General features: G+C 55.2%; 16 protein-coding genes. 10 read left to right on the plus strand and 6 right to left on the minus strand.

The window, feature by feature from the left end:
• The first annotated feature begins 62 nt into the window (after positions 1-62).
• The 10 genes from ABGB15_RS00495 to ABGB15_RS00540 all read left to right on the plus strand — a co-directional run bounded on the left by ABGB15_RS00495 (position 63) and on the right by ABGB15_RS00540 (position 10,876).
• On the plus strand, positions 63-692 hold the full coding sequence (locus ABGB15_RS00495) for a common pilus major fimbrillin subunit EcpA (RefSeq protein ID WP_215723104.1): 630 nt from the start codon (positions 63-65) through the stop codon (positions 690-692).
• Between the two features lie 38 nt (positions 693-730).
• Positions 731-1,408, plus strand: a complete 678-nt coding sequence (locus ABGB15_RS00500) for a pilus assembly protein (protein WP_215723103.1) — start codon at positions 731-733, stop codon at positions 1,406-1,408.
• A 6-nt stretch (positions 1,409-1,414) separates the two neighbouring features.
• Entirely contained in the window at positions 1,415-3,997 is a 2,583-nt protein-coding gene (locus ABGB15_RS00505) for a CS1-pili formation C-terminal domain-containing protein (RefSeq protein ID WP_215723102.1), read from the plus strand.
• Positions 3,975-5,573, plus strand: coding sequence for a receptor (locus ABGB15_RS00510; protein ID WP_215723101.1), 1,599 nt, complete (start codon positions 3,975-3,977; stop codon positions 5,571-5,573). The genes ABGB15_RS00505 and ABGB15_RS00510 overlap by 23 nt, the downstream gene beginning before the upstream one ends.
• A 6-nt stretch (positions 5,574-5,579) precedes the next feature.
• A complete protein-coding gene (locus tag ABGB15_RS00515) occupies positions 5,580-6,233 on the plus strand; it encodes a hypothetical protein (RefSeq protein WP_152082751.1) in 654 nt (217 codons plus the stop codon).
• A 73-nt stretch (positions 6,234-6,306) separates the two neighbouring features.
• Positions 6,307-6,501 (plus strand): hypothetical protein, encoded by a 195-nt coding sequence (locus ABGB15_RS00520; protein ID WP_023302847.1) that lies wholly within the window; start codon positions 6,307-6,309, stop codon positions 6,499-6,501.
• 23 nt (positions 6,502-6,524) lie between these two features.
• On the plus strand, positions 6,525-6,710 hold the full coding sequence (locus ABGB15_RS00525) for a hypothetical protein (RefSeq protein ID WP_152082750.1): 186 nt from the start codon (positions 6,525-6,527) through the stop codon (positions 6,708-6,710).
• A gap of 66 nt (positions 6,711-6,776) precedes the next feature.
• Positions 6,777-8,873, plus strand: a complete 2,097-nt coding sequence (locus tag ABGB15_RS00530; RefSeq protein ID WP_215723100.1) for a peptidase domain-containing ABC transporter — start codon at positions 6,777-6,779, stop codon at positions 8,871-8,873.
• Entirely contained in the window at positions 8,870-9,619 is a 750-nt protein-coding gene (locus tag ABGB15_RS00535; RefSeq protein ID WP_215723099.1) for a hypothetical protein, read from the plus strand. The genes ABGB15_RS00530 and ABGB15_RS00535 overlap by 4 nt, the downstream gene beginning before the upstream one ends.
• 6 nt (positions 9,620-9,625) lie before the next feature.
• Positions 9,626-10,876, plus strand: coding sequence for an HlyD family secretion protein (locus ABGB15_RS00540; protein WP_152082747.1), 1,251 nt, complete (start codon positions 9,626-9,628; stop codon positions 10,874-10,876).
• A 159-nt stretch (positions 10,877-11,035) separates the two neighbouring features.
• On the opposite strand, the gene ABGB15_RS00545 is transcribed toward ABGB15_RS00540, so the two are convergent.
• The 6 genes from ABGB15_RS00545 to ABGB15_RS00570 all read right to left on the minus strand — a co-directional run bounded on the left by ABGB15_RS00545 (position 11,036) and on the right by ABGB15_RS00570 (position 17,750).
• The gene (locus ABGB15_RS00545) at positions 11,036-11,992 is read right to left on the minus strand and encodes a DUF523 and DUF1722 domain-containing protein (RefSeq protein WP_215723098.1); all 957 of its coding nucleotides are present in this window, start codon (positions 11,990-11,992) and stop codon (positions 11,036-11,038) included.
• Between the two features lie 136 nt (positions 11,993-12,128).
• Positions 12,129-12,854, minus strand: a complete 726-nt coding sequence (locus ABGB15_RS00550) for a MerR family transcriptional regulator (RefSeq protein ID WP_215723097.1) — start codon at positions 12,852-12,854, stop codon at positions 12,129-12,131.
• Between the two features lie 150 nt (positions 12,855-13,004).
• Positions 13,005-14,015, minus strand: a complete 1,011-nt coding sequence (locus ABGB15_RS00555; RefSeq protein ID WP_215723096.1) for a fimbrial protein — start codon at positions 14,013-14,015, stop codon at positions 13,005-13,007.
• On the minus strand, positions 14,015-14,533 hold the full coding sequence (locus ABGB15_RS00560) for a fimbrial protein (RefSeq protein ID WP_152082743.1): 519 nt from the start codon (positions 14,531-14,533) through the stop codon (positions 14,015-14,017). The genes ABGB15_RS00555 and ABGB15_RS00560 overlap by 1 nt, the downstream gene beginning before the upstream one ends.
• The gene (locus tag ABGB15_RS00565) at positions 14,524-17,049 is read right to left on the minus strand and encodes a fimbria/pilus outer membrane usher protein (RefSeq protein WP_215723095.1); all 2,526 of its coding nucleotides are present in this window, start codon (positions 17,047-17,049) and stop codon (positions 14,524-14,526) included. Before ABGB15_RS00565 ends, ABGB15_RS00560 begins: the two co-directional genes overlap by 10 nt.
• A gap of 20 nt (positions 17,050-17,069) precedes the next feature.
• A complete protein-coding gene (locus ABGB15_RS00570; RefSeq protein WP_152082741.1) occupies positions 17,070-17,750 on the minus strand; it encodes a molecular chaperone in 681 nt (226 codons plus the stop codon).
• Positions 17,751-17,753: the final 3 nt, after the last annotated feature.

Below are 17,753 nucleotides of genomic sequence, written 5' to 3' on the forward strand. Positions count from 1 at the left end.
CCGCCTCGAAAAAGGGGCACCCCTTTTTATACATGTGGATTATTTTTTGAAGGATTAATTAAATGAACAAACTGAACGCTATCGTTCTGGGCTCTCTGCTGTCTCTTTCTGCCCTGAGCGCTGTTAATGCAGCGGAAACGACTGCTTCTGCTACCTGGCAGGCAACCGCGACCAAAGACAGCGAATCCGATCTGGTCGTTACGCCAACGCGTGCTTTGAACTTTGTTTACAGCGCAAATACGAAATCATTCAACACCGATACCGGTCTGTTTGATGTGGCTATCCGTGGCGATCACTCTACGGCGACGACGTTTAAGCTGGAAGCTATCCTCGACGACTCCAATAACACCCTGTTCAGTGTTGGTGGCGAAGCGACCAAACTGAAAGTCGGCGCTCGCTGGGGCGGCAACGACCTGGGCTCTATTGGCGGCTCTGTGGGGGCGAAATCTACCGCGTGGACCACGCTGGTTGACTCTGCGTCTAACACCGGTGTCTCTTCTGGCCTGTGGAACCTGACCACCAGCGCAGGCGCTGTGGCTGATACCGAGATCACCGGCCAGGACAAATTCGTGTTCTACGTTGATTCCGCTCAGGACAACGCAGGTGCCGCGAAAGAGTTCAAAGACCTGACCAACAGCCTGTGGGAAGGTACTGTGTCCGTTGCGTTCCGCGCAACCTGGGCTAAGGCCTGACAGATACAGGGGCGTAAGCCCCTGTTCAGGGGAATATCATGTTTAGCCTTAAATCCGCCTTCTTCTTTTTAATGTTTATCTCTTCCTCCGCGCTGGCGATTAATGTGGGCAAAGTCACCACCATTATTCCTGCCGATGCGGATACCACCTCAAAGGAATTAAAAAACGAAGCGGATACCGTGCGCATTGTCTCCGTTAGCGCACAGCGTATCAGCAGCCCGATGGATGAAGGGATCGTGATTAATCCAGAGAAAGTGGACGAACTGTTGTTGACGCCCACGCGGATGGTGATGCCCGCCGGAACCAGCAATATCGTCAAATTTTACTATCACGGTAACGCTGATAACAAAGAGCGCTATTACCGCATTACCTTCATTGACGAAGGGGTGAGTGAAGATCGCGATAACGGTTCGCAAATGAACGGGAAAGGGATGACGCGCGCGGTAGTGAGCACCATCCTGGTGGTGCAACCGAGGGATAAAAAGATCGATTTCGTCTATGTGGCGGGAAAGATCACCAATAAAGGCAACACCTCGTTTCGCGTCAATGCGACAGGGACGTGCCTGAAACCGAACCCGGAATCACCGTCTACGCCGTGTACCAAAAACTTCTATCTGATGCCCGAAACCTCACGCGCTATCGACGATATCAACGTTACGGATAACCATTTTCATCTCGGAATTTGGGACCTGAAACAGTTCATTCCTGTTAAGTAAGGATGCATGGTGAAAAATAAATTAGTGTTGCCGGTGATGATGGCTTGCGCATCCGGCACGCTGCCCGCGTTTGCGTATGCAGCCTCAAGCTCCGTGGTTATCGCTAATTACCGTTTTCCCGACGCGCTTTATGGATTGCTGGAGCAGGGGATCAAAATCCCCGTCTATTTGGTCAATACGCAACCAACAGAAGCGCAACACACCACGGCGAGCGAATATGTACGTATCGGTGACGTGACGCTTTTTGCGAAGGATCTCAAACTGGGGCTGAGGGATGTGCAGGTTCAGGAGTCCGATAACGGCATTCGTTTGTCGAAAGAGATGCGCACCCTGCTGCAGAGCATTAACGGCAAGCAGTTTAATGACCAGATGCGCATTCCGGTGAGTGCGGGCTCGGCGTTCGAACTGGATCAAAAAAAGATGCGCCTGCTGCTGAATCTGTCCCGAAGCGATTATGGGGTCAATATCCGCCCCCGTGAGGTGGATATTGATGCGCCGGAGTCTGACGATCTGAGCGGAACGTTCTCCTATAACCTCGGCGCGTACCACACCGAGAGTGGTTACGGTGATAGCTGGTCATCCGGCTATATCAACGCGAAAAGCTGGATCTCGATGGGCGTCGACCACCTGCTGATCGACGGCTCTGGCTATGTGAACGAAAACAGCAGCGACACCCAGATGAACGCGGCAATGTGGGAGCGTGATTATCAGGGGATGCGTTACGCCGCCGGTATGCTGAACGGCTGGGCGATGCAGTCCCTTGCCAGCGTCAGCGGGATCGCTGGCGGGGAAGTGTACGGCGTGTCGATGGGCAACCAGGCCAACTCGCGCAAGCGTGACAATACGCTCTCCCTGACGCCGGTCGTGGTCTATTTCCCGACGGCGGGCGAGGCCCGCATTCGTCGTGACGGCCAGCTGATTGGCATTCAGCGCTTTGACGTCGGCAACCATGAAATTGACACCAGCAGCCTGCCTTACGGGATTTACAGCGTTGAGGTGGAAGTGGTGAGCGGTAGCCGCACCGTGTCACGCAGCATGTACACCGTGAATAAACCGTTCTCCAGCAATGTGTCGGAAACGCTGCGCTGGCAGATGTGGGGTGGGATGTATAGCCGCGATAAATCCGTCGTCAATTACAAGAAATACGCCAAACGTAAAAACGAGCAGGACAACACTTACTACTACGATTACGACACCAAACATAAAGACACCATGTCGCTGGTGGGGGCCTCCTTCAGCAAACGCAGCGGGATGGTCGACTGGAATGCGTCGACCTACATGATGCGCGAGCACGTGGTCAGCGAGCTGTGGGCGTCGCTGAACCTGACGGACGCGTTCTCGGTGAACACGCAGACGATGGCGGCCTCCGACGGAACGTATCGCGCCAACTATGGCGCGAATCTCAGCCTGCCGTGGCAGATAGGCTCGGTCTGGTACTCCCACGAGCAGCTCTCCAGCGGCAAATTTCTCGATATCTATGAGAGTAAAGGCAACACCTGGGGGGCGTCATTTAGCCTGCCTTCTTTCGGCCTGCCCTCTGCGGGCAACCTGAGCCTGATGCGCCAGGAAGACGAAATGTACCGCTATAAGCGCTACCAGCTGGATTACTCCCAGGGGTTATACGCCGGACGCTACGGTACGGCACGCCTGCGCGTCGGCATGTCGCGCAACAAATACGATGGGTATTACGAAGAGAAAGATCGCTACGTGATGCTCGACTTCTCCATTCCGCTGGGTAACACCGTTTCGGTCGGCGTTTCCCATAACCGCGATACCGGTACGGCACTGAACGTCAGCGCCAGCCGCCAGTTCGACGGTGATTATCTGAAATCGGCCACGGCCAACGTCTCGAAAGCCTTTAACAGCACCCAGGATCGCAGCGTAAGCGGCGGGGGCAGCGTGAACGTTGACACACCGTGGAACAGCAACATCCTCAGCGTTCAGAGCGGCATGAGCAAAGGCTGGAACTCCACGCTGACCAGCGACGGCAGCGTTGGCTGGTCCAAAGAGGCCATTGCCGCCGGGAAAGGAACCGAAAGTGCAGGCGTGATTGTCAGCACTGGCCTCAAATCTGACGAGGCACTGACGCTGAAGCTCAACGGCCGCGCGGAACGTATCAAAGGCGATAAAACCTGGCTGTCATTGCCTGCGTATCAGGCCTATGACCTGGAAGTGATGAACAGTGAAACCGGCATCGAAAGTTACGAGATAGGCGCGAATGCGCGTCGTCATATCACGGTTTATCCGGGCAATACGGTGGTGATGAAGCCGCAGGTGAAGAAAATCGTCACCCTGTTCGGGCGTCTTGTCGATGCAAACGGCAATCCGATTCGCGCCACGCAAATCAAAAACCATGTCGGGCTGACCCGCACGGAAAACGACGGGCGCTTCGTTATTGATGTGGATAAAAACAACCCGGTTCTGAGCATTGCCACACCGGACGACAGCGTCTGCGAGGTGCATCTGGATATCGAGTCTAACCGCGGTGCGCTGTGGCTGGGGGACATCTCCTGCGATAAGGGCGATTACGTCTGGCAGGAAGTAAAAGGAACACAGGAACGTGACGATGAAAAAGATATTCGCTCTTAATTTGCTCCTGATGAGCGCGGTTGCCCAGGCGCAGCAAATGCCCTATTTCGCCATTAATAACCCTGACAACAACGGGACGGGAAACACTGCAGCGCTGTTCAGCCTGAACAGTACCTCGACCTCGTTTTTACACGGTTCACGTGAATGGCCAGCGCTCAGCGCCAAAACCAACAACGGGATTGCCACCTATATTCCGGACAACAGCTATAGCGGGCCGGCGGGCAGTGCGCTGACGATCAACTTTTCGGTGACGGGGTCCAGTGCCTCTCCGTTCTTTAAGGGCACTTCCTGTTCTTCATCCTGCGGCACCACGGGCTACACCCCGACGACAAGCTACACCGACACGTCAATGGTGGTGAAGCCTCCGGTGATTGAACCCGGCACCTCGTATGGCCGCTGGGTGTTGGGCGATCCGTTCTTTAACTACCTGCTCAACTCGGCACCGGGCGATGAAGTTACCATCACCTCTACGCCGCAAATCAGTTCCATCAATAAGGTGACGACCACCAACACGCTGCACAAGGTGGGGACGCTGACGATGACCAACTCCCGTGCGCTCAATCTGGGTATCGATCCGATTAGCGGCGAGGTCACGATAGTGGATGGTTCCACGGGAAGCGCCTGCACCAAATACACGCGAAATACGGTGTCGGGCGTGTTGTGTGAACTGCTGGAATATACTTTTGTCGGTGAGGATATCACCGGTTACAGCCCTGGCCTGGCGCTGACCTCATCGCGTGTCAACAGTGTGTTGCAGTCACACATGAGCGGCGGAACCGGTCTGGCTGCCGAGCTGACGTTTGATGAGAGCAACTGGTACAGCATTTCCGGCGGGATACTGAGCGATACCCGCGTGCTGGCTAATACCTTCCTTGCCGCGCCGCAGAAAAACGGCGGAAAAGCGTATCTCAAAATCTTTTTGCCTAAAGCGCTGATTTTAAGCGTGGCACAGGCGGGTGACGGCAGCAGCATTGGCAATATTGTCAGCCTGTGTCTGACGCCAGGGAACAGCTCGCTGGCTGCCGACTTCTGCTTCCAGCCTGGGGGCGGGCTGGTGATCAACCCGATCCAGCCAGGGCTGGCGATTGTGCCCGACAATCCTGATTATGCCCTTGACCCAAATGGCCTCGGCGGTTCCGGTAAAGGAACCATTGGTGAAACGCCCATTACGATCCCCTACACCATTACCTACAGCGGTGCGCAAAGCGATGCTGCCATCGGCGTCACGGTTAAGGTAAGTGGGCCGACGCAGAGCCTGAACGGGGTGGATTACTGTGCCTTCAGCGGTAACGGTTTTACTGTGCCCATTCCGGGCAATGTGCTGGTGGGAAAAAGCCAGACGCTACTGGCGCACAACTGTAAAGGCGAAGTGCTTCAGGTGCCTGCACCTGCCACCCATGCCGCAGAGTGGGACAAAATGAGTTCCGGCGTGACGGATGTGTGGCTGTGGAAAACGCCGCTGGTGCTGCAATTTGTTATGGATAATCCGGTATCGAAAACGACCTTTGATGGAAATAGCTGGTTTGGCGAAGTTACCGCTCAGGGGAAAATAGATGTCAGCGCATCCTGGAATTAAACGAATATGACTGCAAAATTCCTGGCTATTTTTGCAATAAATTGCTTCATTTCCTCAGGCGCAAATGCTTTAATTATCGAAAGTCTGAATATTGATTTTTTACCAGAAAAGGAAGTTGTTTTTCAGCCTATAAAAAACGATACCAGTGAGCGGCAGAATTATACCGTCTCGCTTATTCAGGTAGACGTTCCCAAAGAGAAAGGGAAAGAGACTGAAATAAAAGACGGCGAGTTGATGTTCTCGCCAAAGCAATTGACGCTGGGGAGCGGTGAACGGGCCGGATTTAAATTTTATTATACCGGCCCGCACGACAATAAAGAGCGCTACTATCGCGTAAAATTCACCGAGACGCCGCTCCAGGCGCGGGTTGTGATGAGTAAAGGCCAACGCATCCAGTCGGATGTGGTGGTTTCGCTTGAGGCAATTATGATTGTCCGTCCCTGGACCAGACATTTTGATTATGCGTTTAGCAACGGGGTGGTGAGTAATACGGGGAATACCTATTTTAAATATGTATCCTCGATCGGGTGCAGTACGCAATATAACAATTCGAAATATCTTCCACCGGGACAACGGCTGGAAATAGATAATGCCGGGCAGCCTGCAAGGCGGATGATTATTTATGGAAATAAAATCATTCCGCTTTCAACCTGCCCGTAGCAACCGCTTTCCTTCATAAAAGGAAATTAACCTTTAGCATCACGCTAAAGATCCATAACTACAGGAGAAAAAAATGAAAGCGATTTCATTCACAGAAGCGAAAGATATTATCGGCGGTGCGTTGAACCCGTTTGCTGGTCTGGTTAAAGGTGCACAGCTCGGTTACGACACCGGTGCCAGCATCATGGGCATGGTAGGCGGTGTGGTTGGCGGGATTCTGGGTGGCGCAATGGGCTTCCTGGGCGCGCTGGTTGGTAGCTACAACTAATTCACGTTAACAGGAAGAGAATCATGCAAGTTATCGATTTCAAAAAAGCACAGGCCATCATCGGTGGCTGGGACCCGTTTGCTGCGGCTATGCAGGGCGCAAGCGCTGGATATAACGCGGGCAGCCAGATGTTAGGCGCGCTGGGCGGTACTATCGGCGGTGTGTTCGGCCTGGTGGGCGGCTTCATTGGCGGCTTCTTCAGCGCATAAGTTTTTGACCTATGCACACATGGCCCGCATTGCCGGGCCATTTTTTTATTTCAGCCACGGATAATTATGTTTTCGCTTTTTCAGTATAAAAAACAGGGTAAGACACCTGTTATTCGCCAGCATGAATTTACCGAATGTGGACTGGCCTGCCTGGCGATGGTGATGGGGCACTATGAGCACCATGTCTCAGTAAGCCAGTTACGCCGGGAGATCTCGGTTTCCGCCGATGCGGGAACGTCCATGGCGGAACTCATGACCCTGGCCAGCGACAAAAATATGACCGGCCGGGTGTTAAAAGGCGAAATCACTGAAATTGAAACCTCGGAGCTACCGCTTATCGCCTTCTGGCGCGGTAACCATTTTGTGGTCATTGTGAAGGTCGACAGCCGCAGCGTCACTGTTCACGATCCCGCCAGCGGCGTGCGCCGTTACCGTCTCAAGGAGGCGGAAAAACTCTTCTCCGGCTATGTGCTGGAGCTTAAACCCACCCCGCGTTTCGAAAAGAAATCGCCGGACGAAAAGCTGACCCTGGGGCGATTAGCCAACAAATCTCCAAGCCTGTTCCAGCGCCAGCTACTGCTGTTTGTGCTCTCTATCTTTACGCTTATCACCATGCTGGCAAGCCCTACCTATGTGCAGCTGATCATGGATGAAGCCATTGCCCGCAACGACAACGACCTGGTGATCTTGCTCACCGCCATCTTTGCGATTGTCTTTATTTTTGAAGTCATTGGTAAATTCCTCAAGCAACTGCTTGAGATCCTGATGCGCAACATTGCCTATGACGACCTGAGTCAGTCGGTTCGCCACTACATGCTGCGCACCCAGACCAGCTGGTTTCGCTCGCGCCCGCCGGGCATCGTGCTGGCGATCGAAAAATCACTGCACGCCTGTGCGGAGTTTATCAGCAATGGCTATGTGCAAATCCTCTTCTCCAGCCTGATTGCCTTCACCAGCCTGCTGTTTATGCTGCTGTATAACGTAAAGATTGCGGTGCTGACGATGCTGCTGATGGGCGTCTTTTTCCTGATTCGCTTTTCGCTGATTGGCCCATATCAGCGCGCCGTGGATGACTCCATTGAGCGTACCGCACAGTACGAGTCGCTGCTGGTGGAGACCCAGAAAGGGATCATTACGCTCAAAGCCAACAACATGGAGCAGGCGCGGGATGCGGTGATGGATAAATCCCAGCGCGAGCACATCGCGGGGCTGATGCGCAAAGAGCGGCTGCTGGCACGCTTTGACGTGGCCTCGCTGCTGGTTATCAACGCTGAACAACTGCTGGTCGTCTGCTTTGGCGCGTGGCTGATTCTGGAAGGGCAGATGAGCATCGGGATGCTCTATGCCTATATCAGCTACAAGCGCTATTTTTCCGATGCGATGGTGCAGGTGGCGCAAAAGCTGCTGGATAAAAATGCCCTGAAAGGGCCGCTGGATCGCGTGGGCGATCTGCTGTTTGCCCCCTCAGAAGCCAGCCAGTTTGGTAAACGGATTGTTACCTCACCCGTCAGCCTGGAATTTGAGGACGTTTCGTTTGCTTACCCTGGCCGCGAGGCAACGTTGCAACATATCACGATGACCCTCAAACAAGGGGAAGAGGCGGTGATTGTCGGCCAGAGCGGTTCGGGTAAAACCACGATGCTGCGCCTGATCTCCGGCATGCTGCTGGCGACATCGGGTTCGCTGCGGATCAACACGATCCCAATTAACGAATGCGATCTCTCTTCGCTGCGTCAGCATATTCGCATCGTACATGCGGACGATATTCTGTTTACCGGTTCGATACTGGACAACATTGCCTGTTTCGACAGCGCACCCGACAAAGAACAGGTGATTGCCGCCTGTCGGCTGGCGGAAGTAGACCACGTAGTGAGACGCCTGCCGCACGGTTATGAAACTGAACTCCTGCCGGGCAACACCTTTTTCTCTGCCGGGGAGATGCAGCGCCTGGTGCTGGCGCGTGCCCTGTACAGCCAGCCGAAGTTGCTGCTGTGCGACGAAGTGACGGCAAACCTGGATAAGACCACTGCGCAAAAGGTACTGGCGAATCTGCGCAGTCTTGGGATCGGCCTGGTATTTGTTACCCACTCACCGGATGTCGTTGGCTGCCAGGGACGTCTTTATTCCATGGAAAACGGCACGTTGCGGGAGTGTGGTCAATGATGTTTCTTCCGCGTCTCTATGCGCGGCTCTGCGCCCGTCACGTTGGCAGTTCGCTGCTGGCGAACCGGATCACGCAAAATTACAGCCAGTTTATGCATTGCCCGGAGGCCGATGTTCCGGCCGATTTTCTGCGTGAGAACGCATGGGAGCTGAGCGGTTTTGGCTTTGTGGAGCAGGTTTTTCCTCCTGCGCTCTGGCGACGTAATGTGCGTTTCGATCTGTACCAGCGCGTGGCAGAAATGACCCGCGAGCAGGATTTTTACTGCCAGCCACGCACGCTGCTGCTGGGGATGCGCTGGGCGGGTTTTGGGCTGGTCATGGATGCACTCTTATCCACCGCGCCGGACGATGTGCAATTTCAGTTTATTACCCACTATCCCGCCTTGCATAAGCTGATGGCCGCGCACGAAGCCCGACGCGCAGGCTCCTTCTTTGCCCGCCAGCGTCGGGTGACGGTGCTTATGATGGACGAGCGGCTGGCGGGGGCATCGTTGTTCATGACCCGCGCGGGTGAACAACCGGCGTGGCTAACGGATGTGTCGACGCGCTTTTTAACGCGTTACGGGTATGGCATTCGGACCTTGCTGCCTGCCTGCTCACTTCACTCCTCTGCGTTCAGGCTGGAGAGCCAGCGGTATGCGCCAGCAGATTACCGTCAGGCCGCTACTGCCACGCTGAATGCGCTGCGAAACACCCCCACGCTCTGGAGTGCCTGGGACGATCTTTCAGTGATTTATCATGGATGACATGTCGTGAAATTAAAAAACCGTAACCGGCAGCGCCGACCGCTGATCCCGCACCATTTTTCGAAAAGTTACCAGATTAATGCCCCCCGGCTGAAGGCTGTGCTGACGCTGTTCATTTCGTTTTTTCTCTGTCTGCTGGTCTTTTCCGTGGTGTTTAATTTTTCCGAAACTACGCTGGCGCGCGGCGTGCTGATCCCCGCTCAGGGCGATGTCGAAGTGCGGGCCAGAGAGTCCGGTACGATCGTTGATTTCGCGGTCCGGCCAGGTGAATACGTGAAGGAAAATGACCCGCTGTTTACCGTGTCGCAGGATTATGGCGGCAAGCAGGGATCGGTCGTGCAGTTCGATCGCCAGCAGATGGAAGCGGAAAAAAAGCGTAGCGAACAGCGCATACAGGCCATTGAGGATTCTGTCGCGTCATACCGTAAAAACCTGGCCCAGCAGCTTAAGATTACAGACAGACAGATTGCGGTTTCACGGGATAAGGTCACGAAGCTGCGTGCGCTGCTGAAAAACAGTACCGACACTTACGACGCCTGGAAAGCGATAGCGGGAAAGGGTTACGTTTCGAAGGTCGATCTCGATAAGAGCCATAACGACGTACTCAATGCCCAACTAAACCTGACGCTGGAAGAGAGCACGATCCTTGACCTGGAAGCGCGGAAAACCAGTTTGTCTGACAGTACGCAGTCGCAAATCGACTCCCTGAGCGAAGAGTTGTTGTACGTGAAGAACCGCATCAGCGAGATCGACCGTAATCTCTCCAGCCGGGGCAGTTCCACCATGGCTATGCTGGCACCATCCGATGGCTATGTGGTGGCGATTAACTTCCCGCCAGGCCGCGCCATTACGCAAAACAGCGAGGTGGTGGTGGTGATCCGCAAAAATACCACGGCAACGATGGAGGGGTATCTGTATGTTCCGGCGATGGGTGTCGGGCGAGTGGCGAAAGGGGATAAGGTCAAGCTGCGCTTTGACTCCTGGCCTGTGGACAAATATGGCTCAGTTGAAGCGACCCTGGCTGATTTTTATGAAGTGAATATTGATGCTCATTCGGCGCTGATCCCGCTCCAGGAAGGACAAAACTACTATCTTGCTAAAGTGCAGGTTCCCTCCTGGTTTACCGACCCGGACAAGAAAAAACGCCTGTTGATGGGCGGGATGACGGTGAATGCCGATATCGTTATCGATCGTAAGCCACTCATTAACTTGCTTATTGCCCCGCTTGAAAGGGTGCGGACGCGGTTTATTGATTGACCCCATTTTATCGAACGTCGCACCTGATTATGCATCACATAACTGTATGTAATTACAGTTTTTTATACGAAAAGCAAAAAAAGACGACAGTGAGGTGTCGTCGAAACGGGGTACTGCCTGGAGCCTCTGTGGGTCTGTGGGCTCCTCGCATTTTTATGTTCAGCTTACGGCCAGACGCAGAGCCAGGTTGTCCGGATAGGGATCAAAATAATTTTGCGTCATCAGGTAGCGGTCCGGGTATTCCGCCAGATAGTGCTTCAGCAGCGTAAGCGGGGCGAGGATTGGCAATAATCCATCGCGATAATGCAGGATCACATCCCTTAACTCCCCACGCTGGCGGTTGTTCAGCCGGTTACGGAAATAGCCCTGAATATGCATCAGCACGTTGGTATGGTTTTTCCGCGAGGCGGGTGTTTTCAGGATCGCCATCAATTTTTCGCGGTACGCCACGAAGAAGGCGTCCAGATCGTTCCATTCATGCAACGAGGCAACAAAAGGCCCAATTTCACGGTAACCCGCCTGGTGGTGCGCCAGCAGCTGGAGCTTGTAACGGCTGTGGAAGTCCAGCAGCGCGCGGCGCGTCAGGCCGTTGGCGCGCAGCGTATTCAGTTCGTGAAGCGCGAAGACGCGTTCAACGAAGTTTTCCCGCAGCATCGGATCGTGCAGGCGGCCATCTTCCTCCACGGGCAGCCACGGCGAGGTTTCAAGAAGGGCGGCGGTGAACAGCCCGACACCCTCCTTGCGGCCCCGGTTGCCGTTTTCATCATATAGCCGCACGCGTTCCATGCCGCAGCTTGGCGATTTTGCACAAACGATGAATCCCGCCAAATCGCCGATTTTTGGCAGATATTCCGCCGTAAAGTCGGCCATTTTCTGCGTAATATCATCATGAGGCGGCTTGCTGAAACGCAGCCGGGTCTCATTGCTTGTCGTCAGCGTAAGCCGTATCGCCGGGCGCGGCGTCGGCAGACCGATCGCCATTTCAGGACAGACGGGCCTGAAGTTCACCCACCGGGCCAGTTCATCCATGACGAAGGCCATACGCTTATGCCCGCCGTCAAAGCGAACGGCAGAACCGGTAAGACATCCGCTAATACCAATGACGGGTTTATTCATGTTGTGCCTCCTCTTACGCTCTCCTTAAAATTTGCACAACATTGTTTATTTGTCTAAGTTTTATTGTGTGTTTTTTGTAATGTACAAAATAATCAACGTATTAAAATGAGATAGTCAGGCACGGGAAGAGAAGGCGTCAGAGGATAATGATGTCAAGTGAGAGGGCCTTCTGCCACTCCGTCAGCTGTTTTTGGCGCGCGGCGGTTAATTTGCCACTGGTGACCAGCAGCCATTTGCGATCCGGGAAAATGTCCGGTGCCAGCGCGGTGAGGGGAGTGGGTAAGATGTCGATACGGTGGCCCTGGCCGGTGCGCGTCAGGGCTTCGAGCCAGACCTCACAGGCGTCGTTCAGATACCAGCCGCTCAGCAGGATGTTATCGCCTGGGGCTTTTTTATCGCCTTCCATGCAAAACGAGGTGTACGCCATAAGGATGCCGTCGAGGATTGCGCGCAGGGTCATGGCGGCTGGAATGTTGGCCGACACCTGGCTGCGCAACGGGCGTAATACGTTAGCGACCAGTTCTGCTCGGGGATATTCACGGCCGGCATCGTAAATCATCTGGCGCAGGGAATCGATTTTCCCCTCTTTGAGTCGCGCCAGCAGAGACTGTTGCAGGGTTTGCCAGTTGTCCGTCCGACGCGGCGCAGGGCGCTCCAGCAGCGTTTTTACCTGGCCGATTGGGACACCTTTTTTTACCCAGTCGAGGATCTGCAGCGCCTGCTGAACGTCCGCTTCGCTGTACAGACGATGGCCGCCCTCCGTCCGCCCCGGTTTGAGTAAACCGTAGCGACGTTGCCACGCCCGCAGCGTCGTGGCGCTGATCCCGCTGAGTCTGGCGAATTCGCCGATGGAGTAAGCCATGTCGGTGTCCACAGAGGAAGAATAGTCTCAATATACTACGAATTGTTCCCGACGGAATGAAGCATCGAAGCGGTGCGCTACACTTTACTTCCCACGGCATGCGCTCCGGGCTTCCGGGTCGATCGGCTGGTATGGGTGAAACACCGATCCTTACTGATACGAAAACGTGATGCTTGCCAGCGCGTTTGCCGTGCCCGGTATTAGCTCGCCAGTGCGGATATACTGCGCCTGGAACGGCAGCGACAACGTTTGTGCTGCCGTCGTTGTCTGGATAAAGAACTGGTTCGTGGTGCCTGCAGCCGAACTGTCCGGCCCCACCATCAGTGGCCCGGTGCCGTTATAGAAAAACTGCACGCCCACGCCGGAAGCGGTGGAGTCACCTGTCAGCGTAACCACTGACGAGGTGTTTGACGGTGTGGTTTGATCGGTCATCACGGCGTTAACCGCCACGTTCGCATCGCAGGTCAGGCCGACGTTAAATGCCCCCGACGGCGAGGTGCTGCCCACGGTGGGCAGGGTGCGGACATCAATCGTGCCCAAATCGACGTTTGCACTTTGGGTGCCGACGGTGCAGCCGCTCGCCGTGACGGTGATAGTGGTGGGGTTGATAATGACCTGCGCGGTTTTAACTTCGTTGTTATAAGCGGTCAGGATGGCGGCGTTGATTGTCGGCGTTTGATAAACGCCCGATTTCAGCGCCGTGCCGGTTTTAATGAAGGTCACTTTTGCCGACCAGCCTAAATTTGCCGCGTAGCCGCTCGTGCCGTCCGCAGGGTAGCTTTGTGTAATGCCCGTTTGCAGCGGAACGTATGTGGTGCCCTTAAAATCCTTTAACCCGATGATATAGCCCACCCCTGGAACACCGGTTTCGAAAATGGTGTAGTTCACACCATCGACAGTGACCGTCATCCCGCTTGATACGGCGCTGCCGGAAGGCTCCAGCGTGCCTTTGGTACAGGTAAAGACCCAGCCGCACCAGAATACTTCCTCCACGTCAGCAGTGGCGCTCCACGCCGAGCCGATGATATTGCCCGGTATGACGGAGTCCGCAGGCCCGCTGTAGGTCATCGGCTGCGGGGAGAGCACGATGTCGGATTTCCACTCCATCGCAAAGGTCGTCACAGAGACCATCAGCAAACTGATAAACATGAAGAAACGCATTATTGATACTCCGTAGTCCAGGTGGCGACTGCTGAAACGTCCCCGGCGCTGACGGGCGCGCCTGTGGCGGCCAGCCGCGCATAGAAGGTCATTTTTACGCTTTTATCCCCCGCTGCGCCGTATGCGGTGGTTTGGGTGTCCAGCGGGATCAGCACGCTGTCTTTATCAAGGATCTGGACTGCCACGCCGGTTGCGCCGCCTTCGGCAATTTTTACAAGCTGCGGATTGTCATCATCCGGTGTGCCGCTAAAACGGATTTTCACGCCAGCAAATGTCGGGCCGCACTCTTCAAGCGTGAGCGTGAAGGGCGTTTTGATATTGCTGACTGCTCCTGCCTTACTGAATTGCTTAAGGCCGATGGTGCCCAGCGGTACGGTTTGTTCCTGCGAATCCGCTGCGACGATGCAGGTATTGCCGATCAAATTCCCGGTCACGGAAACCAGCACGTCGTAACCGCGAACCGGAACGGTAAACACCATCAGCAGGGCGATGCCGATGATACGAAGCGTTACTGGCATACCACCTCCTGGGAATAAAGGCCGGTGCGAGGGTTGTAATCCTGCTTGTTCAGACGGTAATCAATGGTGCAGCTTTGGTTGCTGCCACGTCCCCATACCGCCTGCAGCGTGCCCTGCGGTGCCAGCCCGGACAGATAAAGGCTCCCGCCATCGCCGACGATACCGCTGGCGGCGTCATCGGCCTGCGAGACCAGCGTGCCAAACGGCAGCACGTCATGACGGTGGCGCACGATAAACATCGCTTTTGCTCCCTGACGGGTGGTGAGCGTGGCGCGAACCAGCGCACCGTCCGTTGGCGTTTTATGAACGATGGCGTTTTCCAGCTCCACGTCGTTACCTACGGTGGTGACATCCAGCGCAACCTGATTCACCCGATACGGCGTGGCGTAAGGGATCACCGCGTAGCCCCGGCTGTCGGTTTTGATGCCTTTATGGTTGAGCACGGCGACGTCGCTGGCACCCGGCGCTTTCACCAGAATGTTGGTGTTGCCCAGCGGCTGGCTCAGCGTCAGGCCGTCTTCATGCAGCACCGCGCCGCCGCTCATGCCGTAGCTGAGGTTGCGTGAATCTCTCGTGTAGCTGTAGCCCAGGTTGTAATTACCTCTCTGGCCTTCGTACTGCAGTGCGGTGTCGCCGCCGTAGTGCTGTTGGGCGCTGTAGCGCTGGTTCACGCTATAAAACAAATTCTCCTCACCTGGCATATAGCCGCTGACGCCTGCGCTGGTGGTGTTGCCGGTAGAATTCGCCTGCGTGGTGGTGAACCGGGCGCGGGTCGCCAGTTTCGGGTTGCCAAACGGCACTGAAAGCGACATCGCCAGGATGTTGTCTTTCTGGTTGTCGTACAAACTGGTGCTGCGCTGCAGGCTTACGCCGAGAGACACATTGCGAAACGTGGCGTTCCACGCGAACTGCAGGCTCTGTGTGGTTTTCGGTGTGTTCCAGTAAGTTTGCTGATCCCAGGACAGCGACAGCGAACCGTATTCGCCCATCGGCTGCGATAGCAGCAGCTGATTCTTTGCTTTGCGCGACATATGCAGGTTATAGACGGTGTCGTAGTGGGTGGTCACGGTGCCATCATTTTCCACGACCTGCTTTGGCGATCCGCCCGCCATGCCCTTATAGGTGGTATCGCTCAGGGTATAGAATCCCTGTGTCGAGTAGCGCAGAGAGAAGAAATTCACGCGCGTGCCGATATCGTTCAGCAGCTTGCTGTAACGCAGGCGCACCGAATCGCCAGTGTAGTATTTATCGTCAGCCAGTTGACTCCGTGCGTGGGTCAGGTCGACAGAGTATGCGCCAAAGCGGCCGAGGTTTTGCCCGATGCCCAGGGCCAGACCGGTGTACCGATCGGACAATTGCGCTCCGCCGTAAAAGGTGAGGCCGTATCGCCAGCCGTAGAACAGCTCGCCCTGAGCGAACGAAGGCGCGTCCTGATTGCCTGTTGGACGGTATTTACCGGCTCCGAGGGCATATTTCATCTGTCCGTTACGCACCAGATTAGGCACGCTGGCAAAGGGCAGTGTGTACTGCGTTTGGCTGCCATCGCTTTCCTGAATGGTGACTGCCAGATCGCCACCGGAAGAGGTCGGATAGAGATCTTTCAGCACAAACGCCCCTGGCGGAACGGCGGTCTGATAAATGATGTTGCCGTTCTGGCGAACCGTTACGGTGGCATTGCTGCGGGCGATACCGCGAACTTCCGGGGCGTAACCGCTCAGGCTGGCAGGCAGCATATTGTCATCGGTTTTCAGGGCGATGCCGCGCAGCCCAACGGAATCAAAAACCTGTGCAGAGGTGTACGTTTCCCCTGCATAAAACTGGGCGCGCAGGGCTGAAATGTCCCGCTGCAGCCAGGTTTGCACGTGGGTCAGTTCGTTGGTGTCTTTGGTCCACGTGGTGAAATCACGCAACCGCCACGCGCCCAGATTAACGCCGCTGTTAAGGCTCACGAAAAGCTGCTGTTCGCGCGTGCGTGTCTCGCCCTGAAAGTCATTGTTCGAGCCATTGACCACATAGTTCAGCCACGCGGCAGGGATACCTGACTCCCAGCTTGCCGGGCTGACGTAGCCGCGCGGAAGGTTGCGCATCGCGCTTTGTGGCACCGTGAAGCTGAGGGTCAACGTTTTCTGGTCGAAATCAAAACTGGCTCCCGGAAAGGTCTGCGGTAAAAAGAGACAGCGCTGAGCAGGCGGCAGCGCACCGCCCTTTGCCTGGTGGCTATCGATACCGAGCGCGGCGATCTGCTCCGGCGTGACGCAGGGCTGGGCTTCACCGGCGGTATTTTCATCGACGCGGAATACCACGTTACCTGTGAATGCGTAGGTGTTATTGATGTACACGTTGAGGTTGTACTCACCTGGCGGCAACGCACTTCCCGCGTTGACCCAGGCAAGATCGGCGCTGTTCGCGCTCTCACCGTTGAGGAACGCGGGATTAAAGTGCAGCTCACTTTCGGCAGCCATGGCTTGCCGAATGACCAGGGATATCACCATGGCGCACAGGATGTTTATTTTCACGCACTCACGCCTTTATGCTTTTATTTTGGGGACAACGACGAGCGGGTGACTGGCGTCCATGCACCGTAATCGTTAATGGTCTGGTAGCTCATGTCACTCGCATGGCTGAATGTTTCTGCCAGCGTCACGCTTGCTTTTGGTGGCACCATCACTGGCTGAACCGGCATACCGTCGATTTTTACGTTAATGGTGGTGAGGTAGTACGGTGTCGGATTGGTGAGCGTGACTTTACCTGCGCGGTACTCACCGCTGAGGTGTTTCCAGGCATCACCAGCGCCTTCCCCGAGTCCCTCCGGGCGATAAAAGACCTTGATGCGGTTCGCTGAGGCAAACTGCAGTGAATTGCCGGAACCGTTTTTCATCTGCTGCGGGATGGCTTTAACCGTCATCCAGTAGAGTGTTTCGCGGTCCTGTGGCAGGGCTTTGCCGTTAAACATGATCTTCACCACGCTCTCGCTGGCCGGTTTTAAGACGTACAGCGGCGGCGTAATGACGAAGTCGTTGGTGCGTTCCCCTTTTTCACTTTCCATCCAGGACTGGATCAGGAATGTGGCATCGGGATGGGTGTTTCTGACCTGCAGCATGGATTGCGTGGTGGAACTGGAGTAAACCATTCGCGTTGCGCCCAATCCCACGCCGCCTGCGTAAACGACGGATGAACATAACGAGGCCGCCAGACAGATCCCTGTTGTTGCGCGCATAGT

Source organism: Enterobacter sp. MALB-1 (assembly GCF_041021625.1).
GTDB lineage: Bacteria > Pseudomonadota > Gammaproteobacteria > Enterobacterales > Enterobacteriaceae > Enterobacter > Enterobacter oligotrophicus.